The 12,954-nt window shown below is 52.5% G+C and carries 11 protein-coding genes and 1 riboswitch; of the genes, 3 read left to right on the top strand and 8 right to left on the bottom strand.

The window, feature by feature from the left end; translation table 11 throughout:
• Window positions 1-329 precede the first annotated feature (329 nt).
• Entirely contained in the window at window positions 330-1,181 is an 852-nt protein-coding gene (gene murI / locus ACHHZ7_RS17500) for a glutamate racemase (protein ID WP_003847829.1), read from the bottom strand.
• Window positions 1,126-2,982, bottom strand: coding sequence for a TonB-dependent vitamin B12 receptor BtuB (btuB, locus tag ACHHZ7_RS17495; protein ID WP_032945649.1), 1,857 nt, complete (start codon window positions 2,980-2,982; stop codon window positions 1,126-1,128). The genes murI and btuB overlap by 56 nt, the downstream gene beginning before the upstream one ends.
• Window positions 2,983-3,046: 64 nt before the next feature.
• Window positions 3,047-3,234, bottom strand: a riboswitch (cobalamin riboswitch).
• Window positions 3,235-3,349: 115 nt separating this feature from the next.
• Here btuB and trmA point away from each other — a divergent pair.
• Window positions 3,350-4,450: a tRNA (uridine(54)-C5)-methyltransferase TrmA gene (gene trmA / locus ACHHZ7_RS17490; protein ID WP_032945647.1), complete on the top strand. Its 1,101-nt coding sequence runs from the start codon at window positions 3,350-3,352 to the stop codon at window positions 4,448-4,450.
• A 72-nt stretch (window positions 4,451-4,522) separates the two neighbouring features.
• On the opposite strand, the gene ACHHZ7_RS17485 is transcribed toward trmA, so the two are convergent.
• Both ACHHZ7_RS17485 and fabR read right to left on the bottom strand, forming a co-directional pair.
• Window positions 4,523-4,882 (bottom strand): YijD family membrane protein, encoded by a 360-nt coding sequence (locus tag ACHHZ7_RS17485; RefSeq protein WP_003825114.1) that lies wholly within the window; start codon window positions 4,880-4,882, stop codon window positions 4,523-4,525.
• A 15-nt stretch (window positions 4,883-4,897) separates the two neighbouring features.
• Window positions 4,898-5,533 carry an HTH-type transcriptional repressor FabR gene (fabR, locus tag ACHHZ7_RS17480; protein ID WP_003028862.1) on the bottom strand — a complete coding sequence of 212 codons (636 nt, stop codon included), beginning with the start codon at window positions 5,531-5,533 and terminating at the stop codon, window positions 4,898-4,900.
• Between the two features lie 191 nt (window positions 5,534-5,724).
• On the opposite strand from fabR, the gene sthA reads away from it, so the two are divergent.
• Entirely contained in the window at window positions 5,725-7,125 is a 1,401-nt protein-coding gene (gene sthA / locus ACHHZ7_RS17475; RefSeq protein ID WP_003028860.1) for a Si-specific NAD(P)(+) transhydrogenase, read from the top strand.
• Here sthA and oxyR read toward each other — a convergent pair.
• The 4 genes from oxyR to argC all read right to left on the bottom strand — a co-directional run bounded on the left by oxyR (window position 7,108) and on the right by argC (window position 11,626).
• Window positions 7,108-8,025, bottom strand: a complete 918-nt coding sequence (gene oxyR / locus ACHHZ7_RS17470) for a DNA-binding transcriptional regulator OxyR (RefSeq protein WP_008787060.1) — start codon at window positions 8,023-8,025, stop codon at window positions 7,108-7,110. The two genes, sthA and oxyR, sit on opposite strands and share 18 nt — an antisense overlap.
• 333 nt (window positions 8,026-8,358) lie before the next feature.
• Window positions 8,359-9,729, bottom strand: a complete 1,371-nt coding sequence (gene argH / locus ACHHZ7_RS17465) for an argininosuccinate lyase (RefSeq protein ID WP_048237070.1) — start codon at window positions 9,727-9,729, stop codon at window positions 8,359-8,361.
• Between the two features lie 108 nt (window positions 9,730-9,837).
• Window positions 9,838-10,611 carry an acetylglutamate kinase gene (gene argB, locus ACHHZ7_RS17460; protein ID WP_060683066.1) on the bottom strand — a complete coding sequence of 258 codons (774 nt, stop codon included), beginning with the start codon at window positions 10,609-10,611 and terminating at the stop codon, window positions 9,838-9,840.
• A gap of 10 nt (window positions 10,612-10,621) precedes the next feature.
• Entirely contained in the window at window positions 10,622-11,626 is a 1,005-nt protein-coding gene (gene argC, locus ACHHZ7_RS17455; protein ID WP_060683065.1) for an N-acetyl-gamma-glutamyl-phosphate reductase, read from the bottom strand.
• A gap of 155 nt (window positions 11,627-11,781) precedes the next feature.
• On the opposite strand from argC, the gene argE reads away from it, so the two are divergent.
• Window positions 11,782-12,933 (top strand): acetylornithine deacetylase, encoded by a 1,152-nt coding sequence (argE, locus tag ACHHZ7_RS17450; protein WP_032945643.1) that lies wholly within the window; start codon window positions 11,782-11,784, stop codon window positions 12,931-12,933.
• Window positions 12,934-12,954 lie beyond the last annotated feature (21 nt).

Genomic DNA, 12,954 nt, shown 5'->3' with positions numbered 1-12,954 from the left:
CGTTGAGACTTGGTATTCATTTTTCGTCTTGCGACGTTAAGAATCCGTATCTTCGAGTGCCCACACAGATTGTCTGATAAATTGTTAAAGAGCAGTTGCGACGCGCTTTAGCGCTCTGTCGCGAGGTCCCGTATATTACGTTTTCCTCATTCAGAGTCAAGCATTTATTTTTGCTTTTCTCTACGAGATTCTCAGTGGAACCCCGCTGACCCGGCGGCTTGTAATCCGTTGTTCCGTGTCAGTGGAGGCGCATTATAGGGAGTTATTTCAGGCTGACAAGGGGAAATTTAAAATAATCTTCCGAGTGCGTATTTTTTCATCAAAACCACTTAAACTGACAGTTTTTCGAGCGTTTTAAAGCCATAGCGCTGTAGCACAGGCAATAATTGTTCAGCTTCTGTCGTCATTGCCATACAAAATGCAACGTTCTCATCGGTTGATTTCGCATCTGGTGCTTCATGCTCTAACAACCAGGCCGTGCGGCGCGCTATCGCGGCACCAGAATCCACCAGTCTCGTCCCCTCGGGAAGGACCTGTAAAAGCTCTTCCTGTAATAGAGGGAAATGAGTGCAACCGAGCACTACTGTGTCAGGTGGTTCAGACATCCGCAGCCACGGACGCAGAATACGCCGCAGCTCTTCCAGAGAAACTGTTTCACCGTGCAGCTTCGCTTCCGCAAGTTCCACCAGCTCAGCAGAACCCAACATTGCAATTTGGCATTCGTTAGCGAATCGCGCAATCAGCTCATGGGTATACGACCGCTTCACCGTTGCACGTGTAGCCAGTAGCCCCACAACACCGTTCGCCGTGAGTCGCGCTGCCGGTTTAATCGCAGGCACCACGCCCACAACCGGGAAAGCAAATTTCTCACGTAACGCAGGGAGCGACACCGTGCTTGCTGTATTACACGCGATGACCGCAAGAGAGAGGGGATAGCGCTGCTGGACCGCAGTCACAATCTCAACAACACGCTCGACGATAAACTCCTCGCTCTTCTCTCCATAAGGAAAAGCGACGTTGTCGAAAGCGTAGATATAGTGGAGATCCGGCAGAAGACGCCGGATCTCGTCATAGACCGACAACCCACCGACGCCGGAATCAAACACCAGCACGGTGGGACGGGGATCAGAAGGTGTAGCTGCCAGACAAGGTGTATTCCCGTCCTGCAGTTGCGTAGCCATAAACTGTCTCGTAATCTTTATCGAACAGGTTGGCGATTTTACCACGAACTGTCAGCTGTGAGGTGATTGGATATGACACTCCGATATCCCACAAGCTGACGCCGCCCAATTTAACATCACGATTATTGTCGTAATCATTATCGTAACGTTCACCTATATATTGATAAGCAACGTTCCACCCCAAGTCCTGAACCTGCCCAGTTAACTCATACTTAACCTGCTGTTTTGCTCGGCGATAGAGTACCTTATTCGTATCATCATCCCGCGGGTCAACATACTGTAGCGTCAGGTGATGATCTACCGGGCCAGTCGTAACATTCCCAGTCCATTCCAGCCCTTTAATCGTGGCTGACTTAACGTTGACGTACTGGTTATTCTTGTAATCGATCAGGTTTTGAATTTCATAATGATATGCAGAAAGACGCCAATCAAGCGGCCCTGTCAATCCATCAATCCCTGCTTCCCACTGTTTAGATTCTTCCGGTTTCAAATTCGGGTTGGCTGCAATACCCGGCCCATAGGAAGAGGCAAAACGCGTAGCCCCGTATTGCTGACCAAGTGAAGGAGCCAGGAAACCTGTGCCATAAGAGAGCGTTGCACGGTAGCCATCAACAAACTCCCAGCCTGCAGCAGTCTGCCAGGTGCCATGCCAGCCGAATTGTTCATCATGATCTTCACGGCCTGAGGCTTCCAGCGTGACGCTATCAATTTGTTGTTGCCCAGTTAGATAAAGTCCGGTCGTATCACGTTTATAAGCGTCCGATTTCGTGGTACTACTGGAAGTCAGCTTTTCTTGTTTCCAGTCGACACCACCGCTAATCGCTCCATGCCCAACCTCAACGTTATTTCCCCACTGAATATAGCGCTGTTCCATATTATCCAGCGTAGCATCCCCCGCATAACGACCGAGTTGATTGCTATAGTTGTAATCTTTGAGATGCTGGTAGTTAGCAATCAGTTGGGCGGAATAGATACCTGAGCTGTAACGAAGGCCGGAATCCCAGGACTGAGTGTAATTCTGAGCTTCGTCATTACCGCCAGCATAGCCATAAGAGCCCTGATCGTAATCGCTATTCGCCGTGTAGCCGTAACCACGGAAGAAACCGGAGAAGTTATCGTTAAACTTGTGCTGCAAGCCGCCCCAGAACAGTTTGTTGCGATAACCATCGCGATCGCTGTCGCCGCTGTAAGGGGAGTCAGGTTGAATGTTAAAACCTTTGGTCGTCTGGTAAGCGCCAGCCGCCGTCACCATCGTGTCACCAAATCGTTTATTTATCGTGCCGTCGTAGGTCTGATAACCATCAGTCCCCATACCTGCGTTGATCTGTGATTTCTCTTCATTACTCATCGTAATGATGTTCATCACACCACCGATCGCACCAGATCCGTACACAGCTGAACGCGGCCCGCGAATATATTCAACACGTTGCACCAACGATACCGGAATCTGACCAATATCAATCGCATTACCGATGCCTGCACGCGCCATCGGCACGCCATCAATCAATACCAGGACATGCCGGGACTCAGTACCGCGAACATACAGCGAGGAGCTTTTCCCCATACCGCCGCTTTGCGAAATATCTACGCCCGGCAATCGGCGCATGACATCATTGAGATCTTTTGACTGCCAGCGCTGAATATCTTCACGCGTCACCACATCAGTGGGGGCAAGGACAGTATTAACAGGCTGCTGAAAACGGTTGGCAGTAACAACGAGAGTATCTGGGCTAGTATCCTGTGCCCAACCAGAAAATGCCGTGACGGAAAGTGCCGTGCACAGCAACGATTTTTTAATCATTGTAAAGCATCCACAATATAAGAAGGATGCCGCAGGTCCCACCGATAGTACGCGATGATGAAAGCCAGATGCGACGTTAGCCGGCAGGTCTTCGGGCTTGGAGGCAACTTAAAGAGACGATGACTTCCCACGGCATGCCGCAGTGTCTGCACCAGGTGCGCTCATCCCCTACCTTCCTTACCGCTGCGCGTCAGCTCCAGATTCACACTGGATTCCCTTTTAACTCACAGGACCGGAAAACGGATGCTACAGTTTGTTACAACCCACTGTCCAGACTGCGTATCACAATATCGGAAATCATCAATGACTGGACATCTGATGAGCAATCCCTACAATCCCCGCGTACTTTTATTTTTCAGGACGCATCATGACCCCCGAACACCTTCCGACAGAACAGTACGACGCACAGTTAGCTGAAAAAGTGGTGCGTCTGCAGAGCTTAATGACGCCATTTTATGCACAGGCTCCGGAAGTGTTTCGTTCACCGGTCAGCCACTACCGTATGCGCGCGGAATTCCGTTTGTGGCATGACGGTGATGATCTGTACCACATCATGTTCGACAGCCAGACCAAAAACCGTATCCGTGTCGACAGCTTCCCGGCAGCCAGTGAGCTTATCAACACGCTAATGACGGCAATGATCGAAGGCGTTCGCAACAACCACGTCCTGCGTCACAAACTGTTTCAGATTGATTACCTCACAACCCTGAGCGGTCAGGCGGTGGTATCGATGCTGTACCATAAAAAGCTGGATGATGAATGGCGTCAGGAAGCTGAAGCGCTGCGGGATGCGCTACGGGCGAAAAACCTGAATGTGCATCTGATTGGCCGGGCAACCAAAACCAAAATCGAGCTGGATCAGGACTACATTGACGAACGCTTGCCGGTTGCGGGTAAAGAGATTATCTATCGCCAGGTTGAGAACAGCTTCACCCAGCCGAACGCCGCCATGAATATTCAGATGCTGGAGTGGGCGATTGATGTCACCAGGGGCTCAAAAGGCGACCTGCTGGAGCTGTATTGCGGCAATGGCAATTTCTCGTTAGCCCTGGCACAAAACTTCAACCGCGTACTGGCGACGGAAATCGCCAAGCCGTCCGTTGCTGCTGCACAGTACAACATTGCGGCTAACCAGATTGAAAACGTACAAATAATCCGCATGGCGGCCGAAGAGTTTACTCAGGCGATGAACGGCGTTCGCGAGTTCAACCGTTTGCAGGGAATCGATCTAAAGAGTTACCAGTGTGAAACTATCTTCGTTGACCCACCGCGCAGCGGTCTGGACAGCGAAACGGAGAAAATGGTGCAGGCGTATCCGCGCATTCTGTACATCTCCTGCAATCCGGAGACGCTGTGTAAAAACCTGGAAACGTTAAGCCAGACGCACAATGTTTCACGTCTGGCGCTATTCGATCAGTTCCCGTATACGCACCATATGGAGTGCGGCGTACTGTTAACCAAGAAGTAAAACTGAACGTAGGCCGGCCGCTTCAGATTGCCGGATGGCGGCTTTGCCTTATCCGGCCTACAGTTACAACTGTTACTCCGCTATTTCCTGCTTACGGTTACGCACTTTAAAGCCGATCCAGAACACCAGAATCACAGACAGTACCGCTGGGAAGAAGTTAGAGCCGATATCCGGATATTCAGCGCGTACCACGGTGCTGTACAACAGAACGCCGAGGATAAAGCAGGCGGCAGCCAGGCCCGGCAATCCCACAGGCATGGTGCGGTTCTGATAGCGTTGATGCAGACAATACACCGTCAGCACCAGCGAAATGATCGGGAATACTGAGAATGGCACAATGGAGCTAAACAGCGCCGCAAATGTACCATTGATCGATAAGCCAGCAACCAGCGCCAGCAGCAGCGTACCTTTATCTTGACCTGACTGTTTCATTGCTTGTCCTTCTCGTTACTCGGAGTGGTGCGTCATCTTCTCTTGTTCACGGCGGTACCAATAAAATGCGCCTTTCGCGATCATGCGTAGTTGCAATACCAGCCGCTCTTCCAGCTGTCGGCGCTGTTCAGCGCCAACATCCAGTGCTTCTGCCCCGGCGCTGAACACAATGGTTACCATGGCTTCGGCTTGCGCTTCAGTAAACGCACGAGGCATATGGTTTTCGAGTTCCAGATAGTCCGCAAGTTCCGCGATGAAGTGCTGAATTTCACGAGCGACCGCTGCACGAAACGCTGCGGATGTCCCCGAACGCTCGCGCAATAATAAACGGAAGGCGTTGGGATTGTTGCCGATGAACTCCATAAATGTTGAGACCGAGGTGCGGATCACACTCCCGCCCTTCGCGATACGCTGGCGCGCCTGGCGCATCAACTGACGCAGCATCAGACCGCTCTCGTCCACCATCGTCAGGCCGAGTTCATCCACATCGCGGAAATGGCGATAAAACGAGGTTGGCGCAATGCCCGCTTCACGAGCGACTTCGCGTAAACTGAGGCTGGCAAAACTACGCTCAGCGCTGAGTTGACTAAATGCGGCTTCTACCAGCGAACGCCGGGTTTTCTCTTTTTGTTGCGCTCTAACGCCCATCACGATGTCTGAATCCTTCCACATACCTTGCTGGCACTATACCAGAGATTAGGCGGTTGGCATGGCTTTGTGAATGATTGTTTACGCGCAGTTTGTGCTTCGACTTCGCAAAAAAGCACAACGATAATTGGGTTATCTCAACAACGATGTTACTATTCTGTTGCTTTTATGTATAAGAACAGGTAAGCCTGACCATGTCACATTCTTACGATTACGATGCAATAGTAATAGGTTCCGGTCCCGGCGGCGAAGGCGCGGCAATGGGTCTGGTTAAGCAAGGAGCGCGCGTCGCGGTAATTGAGCGCTATCATAATGTCGGCGGAGGTTGTACCCACTGGGGCACCATCCCGTCGAAAGCTCTCCGCCACGCCGTCAGCCGCATTATTGAATTCAATCAGAACCCACTGTACAGCGACCACTCCCGACTCCTTCGTTCTTCTTTCGCCGATATTCTCAACCACGCTGATAACGTTATTAATCAGCAAACGCGTATGCGGCAAGGATTTTACGAGCGCAACCACTGCGAAATTTTGCAGGGAAATGCTCGTTTTGTTGATGAACACACGATCGCCCTGGAATGTCACGACGGTACGGTGGAAACGCTGACTGCGGATAAGTTTGTTATTGCCTGCGGTTCGCGTCCTTATCGCCCTGTTGATGTCGACTTTTCGCATCCCCGGGTTTACGACAGTGACTCTATCCTGAGCCTGCACCACGAACCCCGTCATGTGCTGATTTATGGCGCAGGGGTCATTGGCTGTGAATATGCGTCGATCTTCCGTGGAATGGACGTCAAAGTTGATTTAATCAACACCCGCGATCGTCTGCTGGCATTCCTCGATCAGGAGATGTCCGACTCGCTCTCTTACCACTTCTGGAACAGCGGTGTGGTCATTCGCCACAACGAAGAGTATGAGAAGATTGAAGGTTGCGATGACGGCGTCATCATGCACCTGAAGTCCGGTAAGAAACTGAAGGCCGACTGCCTGCTGTACGCCAATGGCCGTACCGGTAATACCGATTCGCTGGCGCTGGAAAACATTGGTCTGAAAACCGACAGCCGCGGGCAGCTCAAAGTGAATAGCATGTACCAGACGGCGCTGCCGCATGTGTACGCAGTAGGGGATGTAATTGGTTATCCGAGCCTGGCATCGGCGGCCTACGACCAGGGACGCATTGCCGCCCAGGCACTGGTAAAAGGCGAGGCCACCGCGCATCTGATCGAAGATATCCCAACCGGGATTTACACCATTCCGGAAATCAGCTCCGTTGGTAAAACCGAACAGCAGCTCACGGCAATGAAAGTTCCATACGAGGTTGGCCGTGCCCAGTTTAAGCATCTGGCACGTGCACAAATCGTGGGTATGAGTGTCGGAACGCTGAAGATCCTGTTCCATCGCGAAACCAAAGAGATTTTGGGGATCCACTGCTTTGGGGAGCGCGCGGCCGAAATTATTCACATCGGACAAGCGATAATGGAGCAAAAAGGTGGTGGTAACACTATCGAGTACTTCGTTAACACCACCTTTAACTACCCAACCATGGCAGAAGCCTATCGGGTAGCGGCGCTAAATGGCTTAAACCGCCTGTTTTAACGCACTGTCGAAATGGCCATCCATTGATCCACGGATGGCCTCTGCCAGCTGTTCATAACGGCTGCGCAGCGGCGAACCAGGACGGTACACCAGACCAATCGTACGACGCGGTTCGGGTTTAATGCATGGCAGATAAACGACACCATCACGCTTACGCTCCGGTGGAACGGCCAGCGCAGGCAGTAAGGTAATACCACTGCCTGCCGCCACCATGTTACGCAGCGTTTCCAGACTGGTTGCCCGAAAATGGGTATCTTCATCAGCCCCCGCTTCAAAGCAGAAACCCATCGCCTGATCGCGCAGACAGTGGCCATCTTCCAGCATCAGCAGTTTTTCACCCGCCAGATCGGACATCGGTACACAGTCACGGTTTGCCCATGGGTGATCTTCATAGATCGCCAGCATCATAGGCTCATCAAATAACGGTACTTCGATGAACGCCTCACTCTCTTTGACCAGCGCCAGAATGACGCAGTCGAGCTTGCCGCTATCCAGTTGCGCCAACAGCTGATGTGTCTGCGCTTCATGGAGATACATCTCCAGTTTTGGGAAGGTCTGGTGCAACATCGGAATAATATGCGGCAGCAGGTATGGCCCCACCGTTGGGATCAAACCAATATGCAGCGGGCCAGACATTGTCTCGCCTTGTTGGCTTGCCATCTCCTTGAGCACTTTGACCTCGCGCAGCACGGTGCGCGCCTGATCCACCAGCAGCAAACCGGCCTGGGTGAACAGCACCTTGCGACTCGTACGCTCCAGCAACATGACGCCAAGCTCATCTTCCAGCTTGCGGATCTGCCCGCTCAGCGTTGGTTGGCTAACGTGACAGGAGTCTGCCGCTCGTCGGAAGTGACGATGTTCGGCTAGTGCCACCAGGTATTCAAGATCACGAATATTCATTATTCATCCTCCATCGCCACGATAGTTCGTAGCGATAGGTAGCATAGCAACGAACGATTATCCCTATCAAGCTTTCTGTTTAATAATGCACCACAGAAACGGAACGGTACCCCTTTAACCCTTGAAGCTACTGTCCGTTTGAGAGTTTCTCTCATACTCGAAATAACTAAAGCCAACGTGAACTTTTGCGGACCTTGAGTCCGCATTTTTTTTGCATAAAAAAAGCCCGGCGTCGCAAAGCTCGGCCGGGTTATGGTTTGGTAGGCCTGATAAGCGTAGCGCCATCAGGCAGAACGGCGCACAGTGCCGGATGGCGGCTTCGCCTTATCCGACCTACAGGCGTGCCTTCGCGTAGTCGATCGCCTGCGCAACCTGCTGCGGCGACACGCCACCTTTCGCTGCACGTTTATCCAGACACGATTGCAACGAGAGGATCGGGTAAACGTCATCGCCAATCACCTGGCTGAACTTTTGTAAGTCGGCAAGCGACAGCGCTTCCAGCGGTTTGCCCTGACGAATCGCCTCGACCACCGTTTCCCCCACAATATGGTGCGCTTCGCGGAACGGGACGCCTTTCGCCACCAGATAATCCGCCAGCTCAGTGGCGTTAGCATAACCCTGCTGCGCCGCTTCCTGGCAACGCGGACGTTTCACCTGGATTCCATCCAGCACCAGCGCGGCCATATGCAGACAGTCCAGCCAGGTGTCGAGCGCGTCGAACAGCCCTTCTTTGTCTTCCTGCATATCTTTGTTGTATGCCAGTGGAAGGCCTTTTAAAGTCATCATCATGCCGGTCAGCGCACCCTGCACGCGACCGCATTTACCACGGATCAGCTCCAGCGCATCCGGGTTTTTCTTCTGCGGCATCAGAGATGAACCGGAAGTCACACGGTCGGAGAGTTCAACAAAGCCCGCTTCGCCGGTGTTAAAGAAAATCAGATCTTCAGCAAAACGCGACAGGTGTACCATGCCGATAGAGGCGTCGGAGAGTAACTCCAGCACGTGGTCACGGTCAGAAACGCTGTCCAGGCTGTTGCGCGTTGCCGAGGCAAAGCCCAACCAAGCCGCCAACTGCTCGCGATCGATTTCATACGCCGTACCCGCCAGCGCGCCGCAGCCTAACGGACTGACGTCCAGGCGTTTGAGCGCATCCTGCAAACGGCTCTCGTCACGCGCCAACATTTCAACATAGGCCAGACACCAGTGAGCAAACGTCACCGGCTGCGCACGTTGCAGGTGGGTGTAACCCGGCATGACGGCGTCCTGGTTATTCTCCGCCGTCACCACCAGCGCAGTTTGCAACTGACGATTGGCCGACAGTAATTCGATAACCGTGTCTTTACACCACAGCTTAAGGTCGGTCGCGACCTGGTCATTACGGCTACGCCCGGTATGCAGTTTTTTACCAAGCTGGCCGACTTTATCAATCAGCTTACCTTCCACCCAACTGTGAATATCTTCGGCATCGCTTTGCAAAATCTGCTGAGGATTCGCGCGAACTTCTTCCAGCAGGTTATTCAGCGCCTCTTCCAACTGCAGCTGTTCATCGGCAGTCAGTACACCTACCGTTACCAACGCTTTGGACCAGGCCACAGAGCCAACAATATCCTGTTCTGCCAGGCGGTAGTCAAAACGCAACGAGTCGTTGAACTGTTTGAACCGCTGATCTGCTGCCTGTGTAAAACGCCCACCCCAAAGTGCCATAACGAATTTCCTTAATATGATATTTTTGCCCGGTGGCGCTGCGCTTACCGGGCCTACAAAACCCACGTAGGCCGGATAAGGCGAAGCCGCCATCCGGCACATTAATAGTTAAGCCAGAATACGCGTACCAATTGGCGTGCCGTTAAACAGCGCCGGAAGTTGCTCTGCATGACGCCAGGAGGCGATATCCACCGGACGGCCCAGCGTACGCGCGGCATCCAGCGCTGCATTCACCTTCACGATCATGCCATCGGTAATAATGCCCTGTTCAATCAGCTGTTCCGCTTTCGCCGCGGTCATTTCGGCAATGCGCTGGCCTTTGCCATCCAGAATACCGCTCACATCAGAGAGCAGGATCAGATCCGCACCCAGCGTTGCCGCCAGCGCCGTTGCAGCCTGATCGGCATTCACGTTCATCAGCAGACCATCATCAGTGACACCAATAGAGCTCACTACCGGCAGAAAACCGCTTTCCAGCAGCGTGTTAATCAGCTTAGGCGAACCCGGCTGCGCCAGTCCAACATGACCCAGTTCTTTATCGAGCGGCGTCACTTTTACGCTGTCGCCATCGCCAAGATACAGACCAACAGACGCGATGTGATGCTTTTTCGCCCAGGCCAGCAAGGTTTTATTCGCCATTCCCGCCAGGGCACCGGTAATAATGTCAATTTGATCGGCAGGCGTGACGCGCAGACCATTTTTCTTTTTCACCGGCAGATTCAGCTGCTTCATCAGCTCGTCGACCACGCAGCCGCCGCCGTGCACAATGACCAGCGGACGCTGGTGCGACTCACGATAATTCACCAGTGCGGTAAACAAGCGCTCCAGCGCCTCTTCACTATCCAGTAAAACGCCGCCCAGCTTGATAATTAATGGATTCATTGTTGCACCCTTAAATAAGAGACTGCGTTTGGGCAAAGCCAAAACGAATATTTGCGCACTGCATCGCCTGTGCCGCCGCGCCTTTCAATAAGTTGTCTTCCGTCGCCACAGCGATCAGATGCTCACCCTGCACAGCAAACCCGATATCGCAGAATGGTAATCCAACCACATTCTTCAACGCTGGAACCCCTTTGTCATACAGACGCACCAGCGGCTTAACGCCATACGCCTGTTGCAGCGTCTGCGCTACCTGAGCATGAGTTACACCCGCTTTAAGGCGGCAAGTGATAGTTTCCAGAATTCCGCGCGGGAAGTTGCCCAGATGCGGGGTGAAAATCACTTCAGCCCCCAGATGAGTAGCGATTTCCGGCTGATGACGATGGGTAAACACGCCATATGGTTGCAGGCTTACTTCGCAAAAACTATTAGAGATAGCCGCTTTACGGCCCGCGCCGCTTACGCCGCTGGTCGCATTAATTACCGGCCACTGGCTGAGATCCAACAGCCCGGCGTCAATCAGTGGTTTCAGCGAAAGCTGCGCCGCCGTCGGGTAACAACCCGGCACAGCAATCAGATTCGCTTCTTTCAGTTGGTCTTCTTTCCATTCCGCCAGCCCGTAAACTGCCTGCTCCAGCAGGTCGGGATGCTGATGGGTAAAACCATAATATTTTTCATAGAACGCGCCGTCATTTACGCGAAACGCGCCAGAGAGGTCAAACACCACGCAACCGGCCTGCAAAAACTGCGGAGCCAGGTCATGACTTACCTCATGAGCCGTTGCGAGGAACACAACATCCACCCCTGCGCTAAACTCGCTGATATCTGACATTGGCTGCAACGGTAAATCGACAATGCCTTTCAACTGCGGATGTAAATCGGAGATTAATTTTCCTGCATCATTGCTTTGCGCTGAGACGGTCAAAGCGGTTATGGTCATATCAGGATGGCGATTTACATAGGTCACAAGCTCTGCGCCGGCATAGCCACTGGCGCCCACAATCAGCGTATTCAACATCGGGGCTGCTCACCTTCTTAGATTCTGTTGCCAGGTATAAGCCTTTATCACCTCACCTTACACTTGGTGGGTTTTATTACGCTCAACGTTAATGTATTTTTATTCACAAATACTGCATGAATATTGATACTATCATGACCCGAGGTGTGTCAACAATGAAAAACAATTTACCGCCATTTATCGAGATTTACCGCGCTCTGATTGCCACGCCATCGATTAGCGCTACCGAAGAAGCGCTCGATCAAAGCAATGCAGGTTTAATCACTCTGCTGGCAGGCTGGTTTAAAGATTTAGGCTTCAATGTGGAGGTCCAGCCGGTTCCCGATACGCGAAATAAATTCAATATGCTGGCGAGCATTGGACAGGGCGCTGGTGGTCTGTTGTTGGCGGGCCATACCGATACCGTACCCTTTGACGACGGACGCTGGACGCGCGATCCGTTCACCCTGACCGAGCATGACAATAAGCTCTATGGTTTGGGTACGGCGGACATGAAAGGCTTCTTCGCCTTTATCCTCGACGCGTTGCGTGATGTCGACGTCACGAAGCTGAAAAAGCCCCTCTACATTCTGGCCACTGCTGACGAAGAGACCAGCATGGCGGGAGCTCGCTACTTTTCTGAAACCACTGCTCTGCGCCCAGACTGCGCGATTATTGGCGAACCCACTTCACTGCAACCGGTTCGCGCACACAAAGGTCATATCTCTAATGCGATACGCATTCTGGGACAATCGGGTCATTCAAGCGATCCGGCACGTGGCGTTAATGCGATTGAACTGATGCATGATGCCATCGGCCATATCATGCATCTGCGCGATGACCTGAAAGCGCGCTATCACCATGATGCCTTTACCGTTCCGTATCCAACGTTAAATTTGGGCCACATCCACGGTGGCGACGCCGCCAACCGAATCTGCGCCTGCTGCGAACTGCATATGGATATTCGCCCGCTACCGGGTATGACGCTAAACGATCTCAATGGGTTACTTAACGAAGCGCTGGCCCCTGTCAGCGAACGCTGGCCGGGCCGCCTGACCGTATCGGAACTGCATCCACCGATTCCAGGCTATGAGTGTCCGCCTGACCATCAACTGGTAAAGGTGGTTGAGAAACTGCTGGGTGCACAGACTGAAGTGGTGAACTACTGCACCGAAGCGCCATTTATCCAGACGCTTTGCCCGACGCTGGTATTGGGTCCAGGTTCTATTAATCAGGCGCATCAGCCGGATGAATATCTGGAAACACGCTTTATTAAGCCAACTCGCGAATTAATCACCCAGGTTGTGCATCATTTCTGCTGGCATTAACTGCTTGTCACCCCGCTAATC

Source organism: Citrobacter freundii complex sp. 2024EL-00216 (assembly GCF_043945515.1).
Taxonomy (GTDB): domain Bacteria; phylum Pseudomonadota; class Gammaproteobacteria; order Enterobacterales; family Enterobacteriaceae; genus Citrobacter; species Citrobacter portucalensis.
The sequence above is the reverse complement of the archived record's forward strand: the minus strand, read 5'-3'. Positions and strand labels throughout refer to the sequence as shown.

Excerpts from the sequence above, each read along its gene's own strand:
- murI (WP_003847829.1), bottom strand. The coding sequence starts at position 1,181 with ATGGCTACGCAACTGCAGGACGGGAATACACCTTGTCTGGCAGCTACA.
- btuB (WP_032945649.1), bottom strand. The coding sequence starts at position 2,982 with ATGATTAAAAAATCGTTGCTGTGCACGGCACTTTCCGTCACGGCATTT.
- trmA (WP_032945647.1), top strand. The coding sequence starts at position 3,350 with ATGACCCCCGAACACCTTCCGACAGAACAGTACGACGCACAGTTAGCT.
- ACHHZ7_RS17485 (WP_003825114.1), bottom strand. The coding sequence starts at position 4,882 with ATGAAACAGTCAGGTCAAGATAAAGGTACGCTGCTGCTGGCGCTGGTT.
- sthA (WP_003028860.1), top strand. The coding sequence starts at position 5,725 with ATGTCACATTCTTACGATTACGATGCAATAGTAATAGGTTCCGGTCCC.
- oxyR (WP_008787060.1), bottom strand. The coding sequence starts at position 8,025 with ATGAATATTCGTGATCTTGAATACCTGGTGGCACTAGCCGAACATCGT.
- argH (WP_048237070.1), bottom strand. The coding sequence starts at position 9,729 with ATGGCACTTTGGGGTGGGCGTTTTACACAGGCAGCAGATCAGCGGTTC.
- argB (WP_060683066.1), bottom strand. The coding sequence starts at position 10,611 with ATGAATCCATTAATTATCAAGCTGGGCGGCGTTTTACTGGATAGTGAA.
- argC (WP_060683065.1), bottom strand. The coding sequence starts at position 11,626 with ATGTTGAATACGCTGATTGTGGGCGCCAGTGGCTATGCCGGCGCAGAG.
- argE (WP_032945643.1), top strand. The coding sequence starts at position 11,782 with ATGAAAAACAATTTACCGCCATTTATCGAGATTTACCGCGCTCTGATT.